Annotated in this window: 18 protein-coding genes; 4 read left to right on the plus strand and 14 right to left on the minus strand. The window is 69.8% G+C overall.

Translation table 11 applies throughout. The features are described from left to right. Window positions 1–24 precede the first annotated feature (24 nt). The 9 genes from RDV84_RS04190 to RDV84_RS04230 all read right to left on the minus strand — a co-directional run bounded on the left by RDV84_RS04190 (window position 25) and on the right by RDV84_RS04230 (window position 13,457). Entirely contained in the window at window positions 25–153 is a 129-nt protein-coding gene (locus RDV84_RS04190) for a hypothetical protein (protein WP_309152574.1), read from the minus strand. Further along, the gene (locus tag RDV84_RS04195; RefSeq protein ID WP_309152576.1) at window positions 150–1,760 is read right to left on the minus strand and encodes a hypothetical protein; all 1,611 of its coding nucleotides are present in this window, start codon (window positions 1,758–1,760) and stop codon (window positions 150–152) included. Before RDV84_RS04195 ends, RDV84_RS04190 begins: the two co-directional genes overlap by 4 nt. An 11-nt stretch (window positions 1,761–1,771) precedes the next feature. Further along, complete coding sequence (locus RDV84_RS04200) at window positions 1,772–4,018, minus strand: type VI secretion system Vgr family protein (protein WP_309152577.1); 2,247 nt, start codon at window positions 4,016–4,018, stop codon at window positions 1,772–1,774. 596 nt (window positions 4,019–4,614) lie between these two features. Further along, window positions 4,615–5,463, minus strand: a complete 849-nt coding sequence (locus RDV84_RS04205) for an OmpA family protein (RefSeq protein ID WP_309152578.1) — start codon at window positions 5,461–5,463, stop codon at window positions 4,615–4,617. Between the two features lie 2 nt (window positions 5,464–5,465). Further along, on the minus strand, window positions 5,466–6,452 hold the full coding sequence (gene tagF, locus RDV84_RS04210; protein WP_309152579.1) for a type VI secretion system-associated protein TagF: 987 nt from the start codon (window positions 6,450–6,452) through the stop codon (window positions 5,466–5,468). Further along, entirely contained in the window at window positions 6,452–10,249 is a 3,798-nt protein-coding gene (tssM, locus tag RDV84_RS04215; RefSeq protein WP_309152580.1) for a type VI secretion system membrane subunit TssM, read from the minus strand. The genes tagF and tssM overlap by 1 nt, the downstream gene beginning before the upstream one ends. 45 nt (window positions 10,250–10,294) lie before the next feature. Then, window positions 10,295–11,764, minus strand: coding sequence for a hypothetical protein (locus RDV84_RS04220; protein WP_309152581.1), 1,470 nt, complete (start codon window positions 11,762–11,764; stop codon window positions 10,295–10,297). Between the two features lie 120 nt (window positions 11,765–11,884). Next, window positions 11,885–12,055, minus strand: coding sequence for a hypothetical protein (locus RDV84_RS04225; protein ID WP_250447495.1), 171 nt, complete (start codon window positions 12,053–12,055; stop codon window positions 11,885–11,887). Between the two features lie 139 nt (window positions 12,056–12,194). Then, complete coding sequence (locus RDV84_RS04230; RefSeq protein ID WP_309152582.1) at window positions 12,195–13,457, minus strand: M15 family metallopeptidase; 1,263 nt, start codon at window positions 13,455–13,457, stop codon at window positions 12,195–12,197. Window positions 13,458–13,585: 128 nt separating this feature from the next. Here RDV84_RS04230 and RDV84_RS04235 point away from each other — a divergent pair, with 128 nt between their 5' ends. Next, window positions 13,586–14,257, plus strand: a complete 672-nt coding sequence (locus tag RDV84_RS04235) for a hypothetical protein (RefSeq protein WP_309152583.1) — start codon at window positions 13,586–13,588, stop codon at window positions 14,255–14,257. 649 nt (window positions 14,258–14,906) lie between these two features. Further along, on the plus strand, window positions 14,907–15,176 hold the full coding sequence (locus tag RDV84_RS04240) for a hypothetical protein (protein WP_078996891.1): 270 nt from the start codon (window positions 14,907–14,909) through the stop codon (window positions 15,174–15,176). A gap of 186 nt (window positions 15,177–15,362) precedes the next feature. Here the strand turns inward: RDV84_RS04240 and RDV84_RS04245 are convergent, their stop codons facing one another. Both RDV84_RS04245 and RDV84_RS04250 read right to left on the minus strand, forming a co-directional pair. Further along, complete coding sequence (locus tag RDV84_RS04245; RefSeq protein WP_309152584.1) at window positions 15,363–16,346, minus strand: ATPase; 984 nt, start codon at window positions 16,344–16,346, stop codon at window positions 15,363–15,365. 1 nt (window position 16,347) lies between these two features. Then, a complete protein-coding gene (locus RDV84_RS04250; protein ID WP_078996889.1) occupies window positions 16,348–16,530 on the minus strand; it encodes a hypothetical protein in 183 nt (60 codons plus the stop codon). Window positions 16,531–16,889: 359 nt separating this feature from the next. Between RDV84_RS04250 and RDV84_RS04255 the strand changes: the two genes are divergently transcribed. Beyond that, window positions 16,890–17,660, plus strand: a complete 771-nt coding sequence (locus tag RDV84_RS04255) for a BPL-N domain-containing protein (RefSeq protein WP_309152585.1) — start codon at window positions 16,890–16,892, stop codon at window positions 17,658–17,660. A 232-nt stretch (window positions 17,661–17,892) separates the two neighbouring features. On the opposite strand, the gene RDV84_RS04260 is transcribed toward RDV84_RS04255, so the two are convergent. The 3 genes from RDV84_RS04260 to RDV84_RS04270 all read right to left on the minus strand — a co-directional run bounded on the left by RDV84_RS04260 (window position 17,893) and on the right by RDV84_RS04270 (window position 21,263). Beyond that, the gene (locus RDV84_RS04260; RefSeq protein WP_057946023.1) at window positions 17,893–18,450 is read right to left on the minus strand and encodes a hypothetical protein; all 558 of its coding nucleotides are present in this window, start codon (window positions 18,448–18,450) and stop codon (window positions 17,893–17,895) included. 2 nt (window positions 18,451–18,452) lie between these two features. Further along, the gene (locus RDV84_RS04265; protein ID WP_309152586.1) at window positions 18,453–20,222 is read right to left on the minus strand and encodes a S8 family serine peptidase; all 1,770 of its coding nucleotides are present in this window, start codon (window positions 20,220–20,222) and stop codon (window positions 18,453–18,455) included. A 396-nt stretch (window positions 20,223–20,618) separates the two neighbouring features. Further along, window positions 20,619–21,263 carry a hypothetical protein gene (locus RDV84_RS04270; RefSeq protein WP_309152587.1) on the minus strand — a complete coding sequence of 215 codons (645 nt, stop codon included), beginning with the start codon at window positions 21,261–21,263 and terminating at the stop codon, window positions 20,619–20,621. A 201-nt stretch (window positions 21,264–21,464) separates the two neighbouring features. On the opposite strand from RDV84_RS04270, the gene RDV84_RS04275 reads away from it, so the two are divergent. After that, a complete protein-coding gene (locus RDV84_RS04275) occupies window positions 21,465–22,136 on the plus strand; it encodes a glutathione S-transferase family protein (protein ID WP_309152588.1) in 672 nt (223 codons plus the stop codon). Window positions 22,137–22,222: the final 86 nt, after the last annotated feature.

Raw genomic sequence — 22,222 nt, forward strand, 5'->3', positions numbered from 1 at the left:
GCGACGCGACGTCGGCGCCGATGCCTACACGATGCGGCGCAGTCCGCGCAGGAACGCGCGGGCTTCGTCGCCGTACTGCTGGCCGAACCACCACACCGCCGCCATGGCGAGCAGCGCGAACCCGGCCAACAGCAGCCACCGGCGCGGATTCAAAGCGTCGCTTCCGCGGCCGCGGCTGGCGCCGGGCCGTCGAGCAGATCGCCGGGTTCGGGCAATTGCGCGAACTGCGGCGGCTGGCTCCACTCGGGCAGTTCCTTGTCCAGCGGGTGCTTGACCTCCGGCACGCCGTTCCAGGCCGGGTGCAGGTAGTCGCGGCCGATCGCGACGACCTTGCGGAAAAACACGTCGCCGCCGCCGATCAGCCGCTCGCGTTCGTCGCACAACGTGCGGAAGGCCTGTTCGTAGCGCGCCAGCAACTCGGTCTCGATCCGCTCCAGCACCGCCGGCGGGGGTTGCGGGCCGAGCTTGGCCGATTGCGCTTCGGCTTGCTGCAGCGCCTGTACGACCTGCTTCTGGTAAGCCGGCGCGCATTGGGCGATGCGCTCCGCACGCGGCGCGTCCTGCAGGCGCAGCATGTCCTGCAGCAGCAGCGGCAACGTGGTCATGGGCCGGTCTCCCGGCGGCATCGCCCTGGCTTCGCCGATCGCGGCGAGGTAGCGCTCCCGCGCCGGCTCGATCCGGCCGTCCTGGGCAAGGCAATAACCGGCCATGCGCAGGCCTTCCAGCGCGAACATCGCGTTCGGCACGCACCGCGCGGCCTGCGCGGCCTGCGCGTACGCCTCCGACGCGCGCAGCGGCTGCCGCGCCGACAGCCACACGCCGGCTTCGCCGAACCAGGTCTGCATGACAAGACTAGTGCCGGCGGGATTCGCGGCGGCTTCGGCGGTGATCGCACATTCGCGCGCGGCGCGGTAGCGATGGATCGCCTCGGGATGTTGCGCTTGCTTGAGATGCGCGCCGGCGACAGCCATGTGCAGCACTACCTGCTGATCGGGCCAGCGTTCGCGCTCTGCCAGCTTCATCGCCTTGTCGGCGCGCGCGGCGGTCTGCGCGGCGTCGCCTTTTTCCAACAGGGTCATGACATCGGCGAGCAGGGCCCGATAGGCCATGCCCGGTCCGGCGCCGCCGCTGGCCTGGGCGGCCGTCTGGCGGGCGATGTCGAACATGTCGACCGGCGCGTCGATCACCCGCACCGCCTTGCCGTGGCGTTCGGCCAGCGCCTGCCAGCGCTTGTCCTCGGCGTGGTCGACGATGCACAGGCGCAGGCGATCGGGAACCGGCGCGCGCAACGCGGCGTCCAGCCATTGCTCCAGGTCCGCGTCGGACGCGACCCGCGCAGGCGACAGCACCGGCGCGAAGTAGCGCATCTGCTCGCGATAGTGTTCGGCGAACGACTGGAACATGGCCAGCGCGCCGCTGGCGCTGTCGGCATAGCCGGCGTGGGCGCTGCGCCAGTCGATCGGCAGCCCCTGCTTCTTGAGCTCGGCGCGGCTGGTGGCGTAGCCGTCGCGCAGCGCATCCATCAGCGCCCGGCTGTAGCCGAAGCCGGTTTCGAACGGCGCGTCGAAGTCCTGGAACAGGTCCGGCGTCGGCGCTGGCTGCAGGTGTTTCTGAGCTTCGAAGAACGCGGCCATCATCCGTGCGGCATTGCCCGGCGTGCGCCATACGACCAGGCGCACGTCGGGCGATTCGCACGCCTGCAGCCACAACACGGCGAGTTCGTCGATGCGTCTTTCGACGGCGGTCTTGGCGGCGCTCATGATCCACCGGCTCAGTTGAGGTTGATCTTGGCGCCGTTGACGGTCACGCCCGAGGCATTGATGACGATGGTCGAGCCGGCCGAGGCGATCACGATCTCGCCGCCGGTGATGGTGATGCCCGAGACCTCGCCCACGCCCAGGGCGATGCGCGAGCCCGAGCCCATGCTCATGTCGCCGCCGGAGAACGCCGTGTGGGTGCCGCTGACGCCATGCTCGAGGTTGCCGGTCACCGAGACCGTGCGCGGGCCTTCGTTGGCGTCCTCGACCGCGCCCATCACCGCGCGCAGGTCGGTGCCGGTGATCGAGGTGGTGCGACCGGCGCCGTACTGCTCGGTCAGCGCCGCGGTGACGATGCGATCGGAGGTACCGACGACGGTTTCCTTCCACGCGCCGGTGCGTTGGCTGGTGAAGTCGCCGGTCAGCGTGGTCGACAGCGGACCGACGATGGTTTCGGTATAGCCGACCGCGGGAATGGTCAGGGTCTGGCCGGTCTTGTAGGTCTCGGCCACCGCGCCGCTGACGGTGCTGGTGCGCGCGCCGGCGACGTCGTGGGTGTCGTCGCCGGTGACGGCGATGGCGCGGTTGCCGCCGACCGAGATGGTCTGGTCGACGCCGACACTGAGGGTCTGGTTCTGCCCGACCGTGGTCGCCTTGTTGCTGGTGATCGCCGCGGTCTGGTCGTTGAGCACCGTGGTGCTCATGTCGCGCTGGGCGTGCATGTTGAGCATCTGCTTGCCGTCGGCGTCGTGCATGCTCAGTTCGTTGTAGCCCGCGCCCTTGACGGTCTTGGACTTGATGCCGCTGACCTCGTTGCCGAACGGTGGCATGTTGAGCTCGTTGTAGACGCGGTTGACGATCAGCGGACGGTCCGGATCGCCGTCGAGGAAATCGACCACGACCTCCTGGTCGATGCGCGGCGGCGACACGCCGCCCATGTCGCTGCCGGCCCAGGGGCTGGCCACCCGCACCCAGCACGAGCTGCGCTCGTCGAAGCTGCCGAGCCGGTCCCAATGGAACTGCACCTTGACCCGGCCGTACTTGTCGGCATGGATTTCCTCGCCGGCCGGGCCGACCACGGTCGCGGTCTGCGGACCGGGCATGCGCGGCTGCGGCGTGGCGCGCAGCGGGCGGAACGGGATCTTGCGCCGCAGGCAGGCGACTTCGCAGCGGTAGCTCGCGCCTTCGGCCACGCTGAAGTCTTCGTTGAAGTTGTTGCGGATCTCGTGCGCGACCTGCAGCAGCAAGAACTTGCGCTCTTCCTCTTCGCCTTCACTGTGTTCGTAATGACCGTGCAACACGAAGTGGCGGCCGGCCTGCAGCAGGCCGTGGTTGCCGGCGCCTTCGAACAGCTTGGTCTGCCAGGCCGATTCTTCTCCGCGCAGGCTGGCCAGGGCGTCGCCGATCGCGCTGTCGACGTAGCGCGCCGCGCCGTCGTAGCGATAGGACTCCAGTTGCGGCAGGCGGCCGAGTGGAATGTCGAGCGGCCGGTCGACCGCGAGCGGACTCTTGGGCTGCTTGAAGTCGAAGCTCTTGAGCGCCTGCACGCTGGTGCCGACTCGGCGGCGCGTGGTCCAGCGGTCGAGGCCGTAGTCGTCGCGCACCGCGTCGTCGGCGACGAAGTTCACCCGCCCCGCGCCGTCGATGGCCCGGGCCTGAGTCGAGTCGTCGGCGATGAACATCAGGTGTTCGTCCTCGGCGTGTTCGAAGCTGTAGTGGACACCGGCATCCTCGAGCAAGCGCGAGACGAAGGCGAAGTCGGATTCGTTGTACTGCACGCAGTACGGCAGCTTCGGGTATCGGGCCGCCTGCACGTCGTATTTGCACTTGGCCAGGTCGCCGTAGCCGGCGAACACTTCTTCGACGATCTCCAGCACGGTCCGGTCCTGGAAGATCCGGCAGTTGCTGGTGCAGTCGAGGAAAGCGAACCACGGCTGCAGCTCGGCCTGATAGACGGCCATGCCGCCCTCGGCGCCGGTGCGGCCGAACTCCCGTACATAGCCGTGGAAATGGCGTTCCTCGCCGGCTTGCGTGCGCAGGCTCAGGCGCATCGGCTGGCCGATCACCTGCTTGAGTTCCAGGTGCGCGTCCAGCGACAGCAGTTCGACGGTGAACGCGAACGGACGCGAGACGTATTCGACGCCGCGCATGCGGCGTATGACGAAGGCTTCGGGATCGAGCGGCGATTTGACCCGGATCAGGCGCGTGTCCTGATTGAGCCGGACCAATTGGGCCAGGGAGGCGGGTGTGTATCCGTACACGGCGAAATCCTGTTGTTGGCGACTGCGTTCGTGGGGACGGCCCGACCAGGGCCGACGCAACGGCGGGATCGAAAACGGCGTCTATACCTGTGTTCAATACGACTGCAGGCGGGGATTGCGGACATCCGCATGGGTCTGCGCCGAAGGCGTGGCCGCATTGCGATCGCGTCCTACGATTCCCGCGCCGCGGCGAGCCCGGTTCACCCCTGGGGCGTCGCCATCGACGGGTTCAGCGTATACGCCCGGCGACGCGCGAACTGCGACATCGACCGGCCGAAACGCTGTACCGCCGTTGCGGATTCATATGCATACAGCGCACAGAAACAGCAGCAATATTGGTTCGACTGCGCCGCGCGCTCGGGCACGGATCGACCGGGACCGATTCAAGCTTCGTTGGGCGATCCCTTGAGTTGGTCATGACCCACCGCCCGCCAGCCCGGCGGGCGCATGCCGATGGATCGCCGGCCGACTCGGCCGAAGCGCACCAGCTGAACGACGGGACCGCGGCAGGCGCGCTGACGAGTACAAAACCCGCCGCGCAACCGATCGGAACACCGCCGCGGCCTGCGCAGCCACGGTGACTCGACGACCCGCGCTTACAGCACCTTGAACGCGATCCGCCGATTGCGCGCGCGCCCCTCGGCGGTGGCGTTGTCGGCGACCGGTTGATCGGGGCCGGCGCCCTGCACGCCGAGCAGCGCGCCGTTGACGCCGTGCGCCTGCAGGTAGCGCTTGACCGAATCGGCGCGCGCCAGGCTCAGTGCGAGGTTGGATTCGCGGCGGCCGGCGGCGTCGGTGTGGCCGACGATGAGCACGCGCTTGTTGCCGATGCGCTTCATCGCCGCGGCCATCTCGTCGAGGATCAGCTCGCCCTTGGGCGTCAGCGTCGCGCTGCCGCTCTCGAATTCGACGATGCGGTTGGCCAGCACGTTGTCGAGCAGGCTCTGCTGGGCGCCGCCGGCGACGCGCAGCAGGCGGCCGTCGACCGAATAGGTCGGGTTGTTGATCCGCGTCGACAGGCCGCTGACGATCTGCTGCCGCTGCAGTTCGTTGGCGACGTTGCCGCTGACCCGCACCGCGTTGCCGTTGACTTCCAGCTTGCCGTCGCTGACCTGCTGCAGGTCCGGGCCCAGCATGTTGACCACGTTCTGGCGCCAGTTCGGCGGGGTGACGATGCCCGAGCTGACTTCGATCCGGTCGATCACCCGCTCGTTGCCGTACAGCTCGCGCAGCTTGGCCAGCACCGCCTGCTTGCTGCTTTCGTCGGGCACCTTGCCCGAGGCGATCACCGGCTTGGCGGCCGCGGACGCGGAGGCCGGCGCAGGCGCGGCGGCGGGCACGGCGTCCTGCGCGGACGCGGCGCAGGCCAGCGACGCCAGCGCCGCGGCCAGCACGATCGCCGGCAGCGCACGCGCCGGGGACGGGAAAAAGGTTCTACCGCGCATGCTCACGCTCCGAGAAAGGTTTCGCCGAAGGCCTTGCGGGCCACGCGCAGCGAGAGATCGTCGCGTCCGATGTAGCTGACCAGCTTGTTGAGGGCGTAGTCGCCGGCGACGTGGTTGTCCACCCATTCGGCATCGTCGACGCGGATGATCTGCTCGCCGCCGACGTGCGGGTCCAACACCGCCTGCAGGGTGCGCCCGTCGGCGCCGTTGAAGCCGATCACCAGGCGCGGCGCGGCCGTCTCCTGGATCATCACCGCCAGTTCGAAATCGGCGCGGCTGAGGAAGCCGCTGACCAGGTCGAGCCAGAACGCGGCGACCATCGGCCGGTACAGCGCGTCGCGCGGCAGCGGCAGCGACAGCGCCTTGTCGATCTGCGACGCCGCGCCGGTCAGCACCGGCTGCAGCAGCAGGCCCAGCGCCGGCAACACCCAGCGCAGTTGCACGTGGGCATGGCCGGACTGGTGCAGCAGCGATTGCAGCGCGCCGACGTCCTGCATGTCGAGGAAGTCGGCGAACGGCGCGTCGTAGACGCCGGGGTCGGTGGTCACCGCGACCTTGTTCTCCGACAGTTCGCGCAGGCTGTCGGCGGCGTCCTCCGCGCGCACGGCCTGGCCGCACAGCCGGGCGAGGCCGCCCCAGATCCGCGCCAGCACCAGCGGGCTGCGGCCGATGAAGGCCAGCGGCTGGCTGATGTCGAGGTAGGTCGCCGACAGGAACGGGAAGCGCCGTTCGGTGGCGTCGCGGCTGGGCAGGAAGTGGCCGCCGATCGCCAGCCGGCTGCGCGAGCCGAGGAAGGCGAAATGCATCGGCGGCGCGGTGTCGTAGAGCTGCTTCCAGCCCGGGTCCTGGGCCAGCAGTTCGACCCCGGAGCCGGCCCAGCGGTCCAACAACACCATCAGCTGGTGGCTTTCGGCGGTGCGCACGAAGTCGCCGCGCGAAGGCAGCTTGCCGAAGTAACTCATCGACGCCAAGGTTTCGGCCGCCGCCATCACACGCCTCCTGCCGGCGCAGCCGCCGGAGTCGCTGCCGGCGCGGCCGGCGCGGTGCCCGTGCCCGTGCCCGTAGCCGCGGGCGCCACGGCCGCCGGCGGCGCGCCGGCGACTTCGCGCGGCAGGCGCAGCGCGGGCTTGGCGGTCTCGGTCTGGGCATCGGAGCGGACCGGCACGCGGATGATCCGCAGTTCGAAGTCGACCGTCGCGTCGTCCTTGTTCACCGACATCAGGAAGTGCTTGTCGCCCGCGCCCCGGCCCTTGTTGGCCACCGAGAACAAGCGGTTCAGGCCCTTCGAGCCGGGTTCGTTGAACACCTCGACGGTGCGGCCGTCCAGAGTCACCGCGTCGATCCGCACGCTGCTGGAATTGACCAGTTCGATCGTCTTCCACTGCGGCGGCTCGTTGCGGTAGCGCAGGGCCTGGCCGTCGATGGTGATGGTGTACTCGCGCCCGGTCGCCGCGCCCGGCAGGATCTCGATCACCATCCCGGCGTTGGCGTCGCCGCGGCCGCCGCCGCTGGCGCCGCCGACCCAGCCCGAGTAGTTGCTGGTGAATTCCGGCCGCAGGCTGACGCCCATGTTGGCCCACTGCTGCGGCGTCATCACCGAGCCGCGACGGATCACCAGCGCGCCGAGCGCTTCGCTGCCGAACTTGGAGATCGAGCCGCTGGCGCCGAACACCGCGTCGCGATCGGCCTGGGTGGCCTCGGCGCTGGAGCCGGGGTTGTACGGATACAGCTTGCCGATGCCGTCCTCGAACGGCTGGTAGACCTGCTCGACCCAGGTGCGGTTGATCTCGCCCTCGGTCGGCCGGATCAGCGCGGCGAAGGTCTGCATCAGCGGACGCACCAGCAACGGACGCAGCGCATCGCGCTGGCTCTCGTTGAGGCCGTTGAGCATCTGCTCGTCGATGATCTTTTCGATCTCGAAGATCTCCGAGCCCGAACCGCGCTCCAGCGTCTCCTGCATCAGCTTGCGCGCGCCCGGGCCGGGATCGCCCTGGGTCTTGATTCCGTTCAGGCGCGACCGCAGCTTGCCCATCGCCTCGAAGTAGCCGTTGATCATCGGCGCGCCGCCGTCGCGCTGGGCGAACAGGCGCGACAGGCCGGCGAATTCGGCGCCGACCGGGCCCATCTGGATCGCCACCTGCTTGCCGGTGTTGGGATCGACCTGCACGTTCATGCCGCTGGGCTGGCGCCGCAGGATGGTGCGGTTGAACCACTCGACGATGCCCTTCTTGGCCACGCCCAAGGCCTTGTTGGCCGCCTCCGGGTTGTCCCAGATGGTCTCGTTGTTGACCGCTTCCAGGACCTTGCGCAACGGCGAGTTCTGCGGGTCGCCGATCGCGTTCATGCGGGTCACGGCCTGGTCGAAGTTGCCGAAGTCGGTGACCGTCACGCCCTGCATGAACTTGCGCCATTCCTGCGCGTACTCGGCCTTGTACATCTGGTTGAGTTCGCGCGCGATGTGCTCGGGGCTACCGCTGAGGGTGAGGTCGCCCTGCACGGTGTCGGCCAGCACCCAGTCGGTCGCGCTGAGCTGCTCGTTGGCGGCCTGCTTGATCGCGTCCTTGACGTAGTCCTCGTAAGCCTTGCGCGAGAACGCGCCGGACACGCGGTAGCTGCCGGCGACGCCGGCGCGCGCGTTCTCCTCGCCGATCAGCGAGGCCACGGTGATCTGCGCGAAGCGCACCGAGGCGCGCTGCTTGATCTGGTCGTAGACGCGGTCGCGCGCCGGGGTGCCCTTCATGACCCCCTTGATCACGTTGCGGCTGTCGCTGACCAGGGCGAACTTCTCGTCGATGGTCGGCCAGTTCGGCTGTTCGTACTGGCTCACGTAGAACGCCATCAGCCGCTCGGCCGAACGCGCCAGTTCCTCGCGCGACATGGTGCCGCGGTTGTCGTCGAGCCAGCGCCGCCAGAACCGGGTCAGCTGGTCGCTGAGGTGGCTGCTCTCGACCTTGCTGCGGTCGGCCAGCATCAGATAGGTCTTGAGCGCGTTGTAGGCGTCGTTGGCGTCGGTCGGCGAGGCGTCCTGGTACAGCGTCTGCCCGGCGTTGACCTGCGCCGCGACTTGCGGCGCGGCGCCGGCGGCGTCGGCCACCTTGAGCTTGGCGCGGTTGGCCAGCACCTCGTTGAGATAGGCCTCCAGCTTGCCCTGCACCGGCGCCAGCATCAGCTGGCGCATGCCGTGGAAATACTCCTCGCGCACCTTCTTCTCGATGCGGTCGCCCTGGTACAGGCCCAGCCCCATCGACAGCGGATGCTTGTCGCGATAGCTGCGCAGCTCTTCCAGCCGCGTCTGCAACACCAGCAGTGCCTGGATCCGCGACTGCACGTCGAAGCGGCCTTCCTGCAAGGTCTTGGCCTGACGCAGGTCCTGCACCGAATTGGCCACCAGCTGCTTGTTGCTGGTGTACGACCAGCCCCAGCCGGCCAGGCACAGGCCCAGCAGCGCGAACGAGGCCAGGAACATGACCTGGCGCAGGCGGTTGCGGCCCGGGCTGGAGTACTGCTTGACCAGTTGCTTGTCGGCGAAGATCACCTTGCGGAACAGGCCGAGCAGGAAGTGCCCGTTGTCCGACATCGGCGCGCGTTCGGACGCGCCGGCGCGCGGGCGCAGCGAGAACTGCCGCGCGATGCGCTCGGACGCGTGCTGCACCGACACGCCTTCCTGCAGCGCGCTGGTGAAGTAGAAGCCGCGGAACACCGGCTTGAACTGGTAAGGGTTCTCTTCGAACAAGGTGGCGATGAAGGTGCGCAGCGCCGGCTTGATCGCGGTGAACTCCATCGGCAGGGTCAGCAGGCCCGGGCCGACTTCGCGCCCGCGCCGCATCGCCATCTGCGACAGGCTCATTTCCTTGAGCCCTTCGGACAATTCGTCGAAGTGCGTGTCGAACGCCGCCAGCGCGTCGGTCTCGCCCTTGGGATCGTAGGGCAGGGTCGCGCCCCAGGTGTTCTCGCGCTCGGCCGGGTCCAGGCCCTGGAAGAAATCGGCGAAGCCGGCGATCAGGTCGGCCTTGGTGAACACCACGTAGACCGGCACGAACACTTCCAGCCGTTCGGTCAGTTCCTGCACGCGCTGGCGCAGGTTCTTGGCCAGTTCGATCGCGAACTCGGGCTTGCTGCCGGACAGCTCGGCGATCGAGGCGGCGATGATCACGCCGTTGAGCGGCGCGCGCGGGCGGTGCTTCTTCAGCAGGTCGAGGAAGGTCAGCCACTCCAGCCGGTCCTCGGCGCTGACCGTGTAGCGGCCGGCGGTGTCGAGCACGATGCCTTCGGTGGTGAAGTACCAATCGCAGTTGCGGGTGCCGCCCAGGCCCTGGATGACGTTGCTGCGGTTGTCCTCGAACGGGAAGCGCAGGCCGGAGTTGAGGATCGCGGTGCTCTTGCCGGCGGCCGGGTTGCCGATGATCGTGTACCACGGCAGTTCGTACAGCGCCGCGCTGCCCTTGAGCAGGCCGAGCTTGGACGACTTGATCGCCTTGACCGCCTCGGCCATGCGTTCGCGCAGTTGCTCCACGTCGGCGCGCGCGGCGGGCTTGGACGCGGCCACGGCCTGGTCGGCCTGCTGCTGCACCATCGCGTCGAGCTGTTTGGCCGCGCGCGCGGCCAGCACGCGGCGGACGATCCAGACCGCCAGCCACACCAGCAGCGCGAGCGCGGCCAGCACCAGGATCCAGCCGCCGATGGTCTTGAGCTTGTCGGCGCCGAAATAGGCCACCGCGCCGACGCTGAACACGCCGAGCGCCGCGATCACCCGATAGTCGGTGAGGAAATATCTGAGCCTGCTCATCAAATGCTTCGTCCGTTTAATGACTGCTTGCGTATCGTCGACTGCTTACCCGGCCCGCTCGGCCTCAGCGGGTAGCGATGGCGCTGGTGGCGGCACCGGCATCACCGCGAGCGCGGCGCGCGCCTCGCCGTCGGCCAGTCCGATCGCCAGCACCGGCCCGCCTTCGCTGCGCGCCTGCGCCGCGGCGACGGCGATCGCCGCCCACGGCGCGACCGGGCCCAGATGCCCGCAAGCGACGCCGAGGCTGAGGTTGTGGCCGATCGGATCGAGTTCGGGACAGGTCGCGGCGATCGCGCTGGCGATCTCGATCGCCCGGCTCGGGCGCTGGTCGGCATCGCTGACCACCGCCTTGACGCTGTCGGCGTCCTGGCCGGCCGCGGCGATCGCGCGCGCCATCAGTTCGGAGGTCTGCCGGGTCGCGTTGCGGCTGGAGGTGCCGGCGGCGACATGGCCACGCTGCAGCGCACGCAGTTCCAGCGCATCGGGCGAAGCCGGCTGGCCGGGCTCCGGCGGACCGCTGAGCCACAGGCCCACCGCGCCTTCGCCGGGGACCAGCCCTTCCGGGCGGTCGTGGCCGATCAGCCGGCGCGCGGCTTGCAACGCTTCGACCGCGCCCTCGCTCAGTTGCGAGGCGCAGGCCAGCAGCAGATGGCGGTCGGGCGTGACTTCGTCGCGATACCGCTGGCCGATGCGATCGATCAGCGCCCAGGCATCGATCGCCTGCTCGACCGGCACCACCTCGACCGCGATCCGTTCCTCGGGCAAGTCCAGCGCCGCGGCCTTGGCCAGCGCCCAGTCGCCGAGCCGCTGGCGCGCCGCCTGCGGCCACGCGTCGGCGACCAGGATCAGCGTGCGCAAGCGCGATTTCGGCGCCGCGGCGGCCTCGCTGCGGCGGCCGGCGACGAGCGCGGGCGACGCGTCCGCGGGCGCCGCGCCGGCCACGATCGCGGCCTCCAGGCCCAGCAGTTCTTCCAGCACCGGTTCCAGCAGCGCGATCGCGCGCAGATGTTCTTGCGCGAACACGTGCTCGATGGCTTCGCTTCCGGCCAAGGCCTGCAGCGCTTCGGCCACCGCGTCGGTGTCCAGTTCGTTCACCTGCGCCGCCATCACCGGCAGTCCGTTGTCGTCCTTGAGATTCGGATGCAAACCGGGCCGCTCGGGCTCGACCAACGCGGCCGCCGCGGCTTCCGCGCTGGCGCCGACGATCAGATTCACGGCCGTAGCGTGCAGGTGCAGCGCGTACGCGCGCGACGCGTGCTCGCCGTCGTCGGCGGACGCGCGCGCGGCCGGCGTGGCCGCATCGGCTTGCGCATCCTGCGCGCGCTGCTTGCGCCGGCGCAGGCCGTAGCCGACCGCCAGCACCGCGCCGATCGCGAGCAAGGGCAAGCCGACCATATAAAGCACCAGCGCCGATCCGCTCGGCTGCACGTCGTTGACCTGCCAGGCCAGCACCACCGCGAACCAGATCCCGCCGGTCAGCAAGGCCAGCCACAGCACGAGCTTGAAGGCCTTCATGCCGCCGCGCTCCGGGCGCCGGCGATGCCGGGGCCGTCGACGCTTGCGACGCAGCCGGTGCCGCACACGAATCTCATCCTTGAGGCTCCCGTCCGCTGTCTTAAGGTGTCGGCGCGCCCATCAGCCGGTCGTCGCCGCGCGCGCGTGCGCGGCGACAAGCCGCACTGTGCGAACGATCACATCTTCACGTCGCGCGAGCGCGGATTCGTCCGCGTTCAGGCCGCGACCGTCGCCCACGCCGAAGCCGCGGTGATCGCTGCGATCGCCGACGCGAATGAAGGGGAGGGTCATGGCCATGCTCCTTGTTGGCGAGTGACGATCCGGATGTCAGGGAGGACGATAGCAGGAGTGGAGCGGCTTAACACCCCGGCCAGGACGGCCTCCCGGCGTCCGCGCCGGCGCAACGGCGCAGGCGCGGCGTCGGCGCGGTTCAGCCCGCCCCGGCCGCGCGCCGGGCGGCGCGGCAACGGTCCTTCTGCTCCAGGTGGACGTAGTCCTTGATGCTGCGCCAGCTGCCGCCCCACTCCAGGCCGGCCTCCTGCGCGAGTTGGCCGTACAGGTGATACGCATCGCGCGTCCAAGGATCGTTCATGTCCCACTGCAACTTGCCGTTGCGGATCGGCGCGCTGTCCACGGCCAGGCCGTATTGATGGCAACTCTGTCCGGCGCCGGCGCGGGTGGCCTTGCCGGCGGCGGCCAGTTCGGCTTGGCGTTTTGCGCTGCGGAACCCTTCGACCAGCACCATCTTGATGCCGCGCCCTTCCATGACCTTGTAGATCGCCAGCACGCGCTGCCTGAAATCGCGGTCGATCTGCTCCCAGCGGCGGTCGGCGCTGACGATCTCCTCCGGCGCGGCGATGCTCAGGCGCGCGCTCGGCGAAAGCTGCGCGAGTTCGCGTTCGGCCTCGACGAACACCTCCGGCGGCGGCGGTTCCGGCGGCACCAGATTCTCGCCTTCCAGCAATTCGCGGATCTGCGAACTGGTGGCTACCGGCACCGGATCGGTGCCGCCATCGAGGATCACTTTCTGCCGCAGGCCCAGGATCAGGCTCACCGGCACGATCACCATGACCGCCGCGGCGATCAGGAAGTACTTGCTGCGCGAAACGCGGCGCGCATAACCGGCACTTTTCGTGCGCAATTCCTGGCCGGACTCGCGGGTCTGCTGCGACGCGCGCCGGCGCAGGCGTTCGATGAATGCGCTGCCGCGCTGCAGCATCCGCCCGGCGCGTCCGCCGGCCTCGTCGCGCGCGCCGGGAAACATCGCCAACCACGCGACGACCGCGAAAACCAGGAACGAAACTGTTACCGCCAACCAGACCACGCGCCGCGCCTCGTCCTGAGATTGTGGGGCGAGCGCCGGTGCGTCGCGCCGGTTTGCGCTCGAATTGACGGCCGCGTTGGCGTTCGCTGAGAATGCCCGCGAGCCGGTTTCGACCAGGCCGAGTATGGAAAGGAGTCCATGTGGATCGGCAACAGGGTAAGCCGAGTCGTCCGAGCCTGATCTCGGGAGCGGAAAACCGCTCCGCCGAGCCGTTGCCGACCGGGCGAATCCTAGCAGACATGGAAAGCCGCAAAGAGCGGCCCGTTGCGCCCGCGCCGCTGCGTCGCGGCAAGCGGTTGGCGCTGATCTTCGGGTTGGTCGCGGTGTTCGTCGCCAGCGGCTATCTGTTGTTGCGCGGCGAAGACCCACCGTTCGACTCCGCTCCGACGGTCGCGAGCGCGGACAAGCCGGCCGCCGCGAGCGCGGCTCCGGCGCGACCGGTCGCAGCGGCGACGCCGCCGCTCGCGACATCGGCATCGACCGTCCCCGCCCCGACGATGCCCGCTCCCGCGTTGCCGGCGACCGGCACCGCCGCGATCGTCGAGCCGGCCAAGATCGTGCTCGACGACGACAATCCCTTCGATCCCGGCGAGCCGGCGACCAAACCTACCGCCAAACCCGCCGCCGACGCGCCCAGGCAGGTCGCATCGGCGACGCCGCCCAAGGCCGGCGCGAAGCCGCCGGTCGCGACCGCGCGTACTGCGTCGGCCGCCGGCAAGCGCCGCGGCGCAACCAAGAACAACGACGACGGCCTGATGGCGGTGCTGCTGGGCAACATCGACACCGACGCCGAATCCGGCGGCAAGCGCAAGGCGAAGGCGCGCAACCGCAACGCCAAGGAAGACCAGGACGCGCTCGAACAACTGATCCGCAAGGTCAACGCCGACAGCGCGGCCGAGGCGAAGAAGAACGCGGCGGCCTCTGCGGTGGCCGCGAAAAGCGCCGCGGCCGCAGGCAAGACCGCGGCCAAGCCGGTCGCCGCCGGCAACGCCAAGAGCGGCGCCAAGTCGGCCAAGGCCGCCGAAACCGCCGCGCCCGCGGCGCCGGCCAATCCGGTGCAGGCGAGCCTGCGCAAATGCCCGAAGGCGAACACCGCCAGGGGTCTGCAATGCCGGCAGAAGATCTGCGCGAAGTACGCGGGGCAGGATCCCGCATGCCCGGCGCAGTGACCGCCGCGCTGCGTCGACCGCTGCTGCGCGCATCGCCGCGGCGCTGAGCCGAGCGTAGTTCCTCGGCGCGAGGTCGCCTGGATTCTGCAGGCGCGAGCGACGGAGGCATCCTTCGTCACGTCTGTCGGGGCGAACGCCGCCATCCGACGCAACACGCCTGAGCCATCGCCGCGCGCAGCGGCAAATCGCATCGCTCGCTTGCGATATGTGCGATCGCGTCGCGAGGCGTTATCCGATCACGACAAAATTCTCTGAACGACGAAAACGTGATCGCACCCCAGGTTCGCACTATCGGCGCGAACTTCACCGAGTCGCGCGCAGTCCATTCGTTGCGACCGGCTCGAATCGCGCCCGCTGCGCTCGGCGACGGCGCTTCGTCCCAGACCGTTCGAGCCGTCGTCGACTTTCGCCGCAAGGATGCCGCATCGATGTTTTCCGCCCCAATCCGCAAGTCCGGGACAGCGCGCGCCTGGCGCAGACCAAGCTCGGCCGGGCCCTGTGCATCGGGCCGCACGGACACGGCGAACGCCTCGCAACCAGCAAGTACCGCCCCGCTTTCGGCCCTCGCGCCGCGACGCAGCCGCGTCGCGGCGCCGGAGCCGCCACCGCGACCGCGCTCGTTCGCGCGGCGCCCATCAAGGAGAGGCACATGCGCAAGCGCAACAAACATTGGACGTTCGCCGCAGCCGCGGCGGCACTGGCGATCGCCGGCGTCGCGGCACCCGCGTTGTCGCAACCCGGCGCGTACGTGGAGATACGCACCTACGCCGACTCGGCCGGCAACGTGCGCGGCGTGCAATACATCAGCCGCGGCTGCACCGATCCGCAGCCGGTCGGCTGGGGCCTGTGGTCGGGCTCCTTCACCATCCAGCGCGGCACCTGCTTCCGGATCGCGCCGCCGGGCGGCGAGCTGAACTGAGGCATCCGGCGCGTAACGCGCCGGCGCTGCCCGCCGCTGTCGTCGCGCATCACGTTCGCAGGGTGCAGCTCTGCGCATGCGACCGCCGGCGCAACCCGGCAATACCGGCGAATGCGATGAAGCCCCGCAGCGCGGGGCTTCATCGTTGCTCATCGCTCGCCGCGGCGGCTCACCGCTTCGAATGCGTCACAGCTTCGAACGCGGCAACTGCGGCGGTTCCTGCCCCGAAGGCGCCTGCTGCTGCGCCTGTTGCTGGCCCTGCGCCTGCGTCGCCTCGGGCGCCTGCGGCGGATGCTTGCCGTCCGCGCCGAACTTGTAGGAGACATTGATCTCCGGATAGCCGGGATCTTTTTGCGCCTTGGCGAAGTCCACCGCCGGCGTCAGCGAGCGGTCGTGCAGGACGTAGTTCGTGCCGGACACATGCTGCAGCACGTGCTGCGAAGTCATCAGGGCGACGCGGCCGCGGTACTCGTGGCCGGCGCTGATGTCGGCCGGGCGCACGTCGGCGCCGGGCACGCGTCCGCGCAGTTCCTTGTCGAGATCGGCGCGCGAGGCGTCGCGCGCTTCCAGCGGCTTCTGCAGGCGGTCCTTGACCCAATCCGGGGTGTTTTCGCCCTGCGGATACACCATCTTGCCGTTTTCCAGCTTCTTCGCGACCACGATCGGCTCGCGTCCGGAATTGTCGTAGATGGTCGCGGTGTTGGCCTTCTCCACCGCCGCCGGCAACAGGTCCATCGCGCGCTCGTAGCGCTCGACGATCTTGGCCGCGTCGACGCCGTGGCCACCGCCGGCGACGCGGTTGCCCACGCGCTGCTTGTTGATCTCCGAATGCTCGGTGGTCACGAACACCAGGTCGACGCTGAAGCCCTTGTTGCGCGCTTCGTCGAACTGCGCGAGCTTGCCCGGCGTCGACATCACCGTCTCGAACGCGAACGGCTTGCCGCTTTCCAGCGCGAGCTTGCGGTGTTCTTCGGCGATGTTGGCGGCGCGGAAATTGCGTTCGTGGTAGTCCGGGTACTGCTTCTCCATGCCCTTGGCGATTTCGTCGGCGTTGATGTACCCGTCCTTCGGGAAGCCGGGCTCCTCGCTCCAGCTCTTGGTGATGGTGCTCTTGCCCGAGCCGTTCGGCCCGGCGAACACGATCATCCGCGGCAGATCGTCGCCGGGCATCTCAGCGCCCCGCCTCGACCGGTTCGATGCGGCCGTCCGGGTAGCGGCGGCACCACACGCCGTCGATCTTCACCACCTGCGGCAGGCCCAGCGCATCGGCCTCGGCGATCGCCTCGGCGACCGCCTTGCTGGCCAGCGCCTGGGCGCGTTCGGCGCCGATCTCGTCGACGAAAGACTTGGTCATGACTGCATCTCCGCAATGGGCCGAGCGGCCGCGCACGGTCGCCGCGGCGCCCGGCGCGACACGGCCGGGCCTCGGGACGGCCATGCTATCGCCCGGCAATACTCACAACAAACGCGCAAACGGCATGCATCAGGCCGTGATGCCGATATGCATCGATAACTGTGAGCCAGTTCGCGAAAGAGCGGGCGCCACGTGGGCTTCGACCGCCACGCGCGAGCGGCTTGGGCGGGCTGTCGCGTCGCCACGGCCGGCCGGACCGGGCGCGATTACACACGGATACACGCCAGTACCCACAGGCACGGGCAACGGCTCCGCGAAGCGCCAGGATGCGAGCCATCGCCCCGCCGTGTCGCCACCGCATGAATGGTCTGGTCCTGAAGATCGCAGCGCTCGCCTTGTCCGGCACGCTGGCCCTGCCGTCGTTAGCCGCCGGCCGCGGCGACGCGTCCAACCGCACCGACAGCGGCACGGTCCGGGTCGCCGTCTATCGCGGGCCGGCCTCGTGCGAGAACTGCTCGGAAACGCTGAAGCGCGCGATCGAACGGCTGGGGCCGAAGTACCGCGTCGATTTCGTCGGCGCGGACGAACCCATCGACATCACCGCGCGCAACCTCGCCAGCTACGACGTCTATGCGCAGCCCGGTGGCGGCCAGGACATCGCCGGCGCGCTCGCCAGCCTCGGCGACGAGCGCATCGACGCGATCCACGATTACGTCGCGCGCGGCGGCCGCTATCTGGGCCTGTGCATGGGCGCGTATCTGGCCAGCGGCTCCGGCCTCGGCCTGATCCCGCACGAGTTGGATTCGGAAGTCGGCCGCCCCGGCTTCGCCGTCGTCGACAGCGACGACGCGGTCGTCGCGGTGCGCTGGCAAGGCCGCGAGCAAACGGTCTTCTATCAGGACGGCCCTTATCTGCTGCGCGCGGCCGAGGACCCGGGCTTCAAGCCGATCGCGACGTACGCCAACGGCGATCTCGCCGCGGCGCGCTATTCGTTCGGCCGGGGCGTGGTGGTGTTGAGCGGTCCGCATCCGGAAGCGGACGCGTCGTGGTTCGAGGCGGCCGGCATCGACGTGGCGCGCATGCCGGACGCGCGCCTGCTGCGCTCGCTGCTGGTCGAACTGGGGCGTTGAGCGACGACGGCGCGCGCGATCGGACCGCGGACGCGACCGGGCTCGCTGGCCGCGGCCGGCGCGGCGAGCGCAAACGAAAAGGCTCCGCGTTCGCACGCGGAGCCTTGCGCAACAACGACACGCGACGCCGACGCTGTTCGAGCGCGACGCGAAGCTTGCGTCCCGCCCGTCGCATCACGTGCCCTGCGGCGGCCCGCGCAGGCCTGGCCTGCGCGGACGTTGCGCCCGTGCCTTACCAGGCCACCCTGCGCTGCTGCACCAGGCGCGGGCTGACTTCCTTGACCCCGGCCTTGCCGAGAATGCGCTGGCGCGCCTTCATCGCCTCGGCCAGCGAGGCGTAGCCGATCGTCGCCTTGCCGCCGGCCGCGGAGGAATACAGCAAGGTGCCGCCGGTCTCGCGCACCAGCGCATCCACCACGCTCGCGTTGCTGAAGTAGACGTTGAGCTCGGGCGCGACCACCACGGCGCGGCCGTTGGCCGAGACCGCGGCGCCCAGGCCGTTGCCGGCGACCGCATCGACGGCGCGCTTGCTGCGGGCGTTGGCCGCGGCGGCCTTGGGCTCGACCACGTACTCGCCGACGATCACGTCGCGACGCGGATCGGTGGCGGCATCGGCGCGCTTGACCTCGGCCGCGGGCGCGATGCGGTACTGGGTCTGGCCGATGGAGAAGGTCTCGCCGGTCGCGGCCAGGTCGAGTTCGGCCTGCTTGGTGTAGGACTGCGCCAGCGCCGCCGGCATCGCGCTCATCGCCAGCAAGCCGGCGCACAACGGAAGGAATTGGATTTTCATGCTCAGTGCCCCAGGACGCGGATCTTGAACGAGGTGAGATTGCCCTTGGTTTCGGCGCCGGCCGCGAGCGCGGTGTCGACCACTTCCAGGGTCCAGTCGCCGTTGCCGGTTTCGTCGATGAAGGCGTTGACCGCGGCGAGGTCGAAGGTCATGGTGTCGACGGCGAACGCGGCGCCCGCGGGGACGACGATGGCGCGGGTGCCGCTGGGCGAGATCAGGCTGACGCGCAGCGTCGTCGATTCCAGGAAGTCCAGCGGGTAGTCCGAGGCCATGCCGATCTGCACCGCCTCGACGCGGCCGGCGCCGCCGGCGATGCGCACGGTGGCGCGCGCGGGCGCGGCGACGTTGCCGATCGGCTGGGCCGCGGCCACCTGTGCCGGCTGCCAACCGCTGTCGACCAGGCGGCCGAGCGACTTGAAGCCGGTCGCGCGGGTCACCGCCATGGTCGCGTCGACCAGGCCGTAGCCGTACCAGTTGCTGAAGGCGCGGCCGGCGGCGTTGACGGTCCAGCCGGCCGACAGCACGGTGCCGTCGGCGTTGGTCACCGCCGCCTGGTTCGGATCGATGCGCCGCGAGGTGGTCGCCAGGATGTACTTGACGTCGCGGAAGCTCAGCTTGGGATTGGCCTGCAGCATCAGCGCGACCACGCCCGACACGGTCGGCGCGGCGGCCGAGGTGCCGTTCATGGTGCCGCCGTAGTTGCAGGTGCCGTCGATCGCGGACTGGTCCGACTCCAGGCGGTTGAGGTTGAGGTCGGACACGAACTCCGGCGGCACCACCGCGTTGGCGTTGTAGCCGTTGACGCAGCCGCTCAGGTCGGTGGTCACGATCGCCGGATCGAAGCGCACCGCCGGTTGGCGGTCGGCGAAACCGGCCGGCGCGTTGACCGATACCGACGCGCGCTCCCAGCCGTACTCGCCGCCCAGGCCCGACACCCACACCGAGGCGCCCGGCGTGGAGTAGCTGGAACGCTTGCCGGCGGCGTTGGCCGCGGCGACGGTGATGACGTTGAAGTAGTTCGCCTCGGTGTCGTTGATCGACTGGCTGCAACCGACCTGGGCGGCGCTGGCCGGACACAGCTCGCCGAACAGCGGATGCGGCACGCTGGCGAAGCTGTTGCCGGCGGCCTTGACGTAGACCGTACCGAGTCCGCCGCGAGTGGCCGACATCGGGTTTTCCCAGGCGGCGAGCTCGTTTTCGGAGACCACCGTCAGGAACAGCGGGATCGTACTGCCCCAGCTGTTGTTGGAGACGGCGACGTCCTTGGATTCCGGGCCGTCCCACCAGGCGTACTGGATCTGCTCGTTGTTGGCGTCGGAGTCGAGGAAGTTGAAGCTCTTCAGGCGCGCGCTCGGCGCCACGCCGCGCACGCCGATGCCGTTCCAGCCGACCGCGGCGATGATGCCGGAGACCGAGGTGCCGTGGGCGGCGTCGGGGTTGGTCGGGGTCGGGTCGTGGCTGCCGTCGTTGAAGTTCCACGAACCGTTCGGCACCACGTTCGCGGCCAGATCGGGATGGCGGATCTCGGTGCCCTCGTCGAGCACGCCGACGATCACGCCCTTGCCGCGGATGTTGTAGTCGTGCAGGTCGTCGATGCCCAGGTCGATGCCGGAGACGGGCCGGGTGTCGCCCAGCACCTGCTGGCCGTAGTTCATCAGATGCCACTGGTACCGGTACAGCGGATCGCCTTGCTGCGCCTGCGCGGTCGCGCTGGCCAGTACGGCCAAGGTCGCCAGGCTCAACGCCGTGCGCTTTTTGAAGATCTGTCGCATGCCACCAACTCCTTTGGTTCGTCGGATGCGCCGCGTCCGTCGCGGTCGGCGTTTCGCGCCGGCCGATCCGGGATCGCGCGCAAGTTGCGGGGCGGAACTACGGTTGGATCGGAGTGAACGTCGATACGGGAGCCAGGGCCCGCGCACGCTTGATTGCCGGACCGGCGTCCGTGGAGGTCCACGGAGTCCGGTCGCGACCGCGCAGCCGCGCTGGTCGCAACCAGCGCGACCCGGTCTGCAGCCGTCGGCGCGAGCATCCCAGCGCCACGAAATCGAATACGGCCCCTGGCGCGGAGACGGCCCTGTATGAAAACCAAACGTATCGAGATGCCTTCCTCCCTACCCGTGCCGCCGATCCATGCCGACGCTTCGGCGCGGGCCTCGCAGGCGGATCGCTCAGGCCACGACCGAAGGATCGGCCGCTTCGATCACCCGCGGCGCGCCGGCCGGCGCATCCGCGACCCACCACACCCGCACCACGGCGCCGACGCCGGGCACCTGCGCCTGCAGCAGGCCGTGGCTCGCGTCCGCGGGCCGCCAGCGGCCGCGCAGCGAGGCCGCGTCGGCGGTGCGCACGGTCAGGGCGAAGGACGCCACCGAGCCGTCCTCGCTCAGCGTCCAGTCGCGCTCGATCACCCGTGCCTCCACTGCGCTCGCGCGGCCCGCGATGTCGCGCCAGGCCGCCTGCAGGCCGCGCTCGAAGTCCGCCTGCCGGATCGAGCCCGCCAGGATCGCCCACGGCGCGGTCGCGAGGCCGACGAGCATGACGGTGAACAGCAGTTCGAACCACAGGCCGGGCGTCGGTTGCGTCCACAGCAGGAACAGCGCTCCCGCCGCCGCGGCGGAGACCACCGTGTTGGCGAGCGCGAACCACGCCCGCCCCGCCGGTCCCAGGCGGCGCGGCAAGCCCAACGCCGCGGGCGCCTGACCGGGCGCCGGCTCCAGCTTGGATACGAGGTGGATGACGTGGCCGTCGGCGTAGTCGTGCGCGGCGAGGTTCTGCATCGCCGCAGGGTAAGGGATCGGTGTGACGGCGCGCATCGGCCGCGGCGCCGTGCGTTGTCGATTGCGCCGCACGCCGTTCGTCGCTATAGCGAATGGCCGCCGACAGCCGCGCCTCGAAACCAGCCGTTGCGACCGTGGCGCACCGCGCCGGCCGGCGCGGCACCCGGTGGCTGGCCGCGTTCTGCCCATGATCCGCGCACCGCGCGGCCGTCCTCGAGCACTCACCGGAGCCCACAGATGACCCCGACCATCACCGCTTTCGAAACCTCGCCCGACCGCGGCAAGGGATTGGCGCGCGACATGCGCGTGCGCTGGGCGCTGGAGGAACTCGGCCAGCCCTATCGGGTGCGCCTGCTCTCCTTCGCCGCGATGAAACAACCGGCGCATCTGGCGCTGCATCCGTTCGGACAGATTCCCACCTACGAGGACGGCGGGCTCGCCCTGTTCGAATCCGGCGCGATCGTGCTGCACCTGGCCGAGCGCCACCCCGGCCTGCTGCCGGCCGACGCGGACGCGCGCATGCGCGCCATCGCCTGGATGTTCGCCGCGCTCAACACCGTGGAGCCGCCGATCTTCGAACGCGCGATGACCGAGGTGCTCGAACGCGAGCGCAGCTGGTACGCGGAGCGCGCGGCGATGCTCGACGAGCGCGTGCACCGCCGGCTCGGCGAGTTGTCGCGGCACCTGGGCGACGCCGACTGGCTCGACGGCGGCTTCAGCGCGGGCGACCTGTTGATGACCACCGTGCTGCTGCGGCTGGCGCGCTTCGGCACGGTCGAGGCCTATCCCAACCTCGCCGGCTACGTCGCGCGGGCGACGGCGCGGCCGGCCTACCAGCGCGCGTTCGCGGCGCAACGCGAGGTGTTCGAGCAATCCCAGGCCGCTGCCGAAGGCGCGTCGCCGGCGTGATCCGCGGCGCGGCCGGCGCCGCAGCGCAGCGGGCGTCGTAGCGCAGCGGCGCCCGCGCCGGACAGGCGGCGTCGCCAGCGAAGAAG

Source organism: Lysobacter yananisis, assembly GCF_031199375.1.
Taxonomy (GTDB): Bacteria; Pseudomonadota; Gammaproteobacteria; order Xanthomonadales; family Xanthomonadaceae; genus Lysobacter; species Lysobacter yananisis.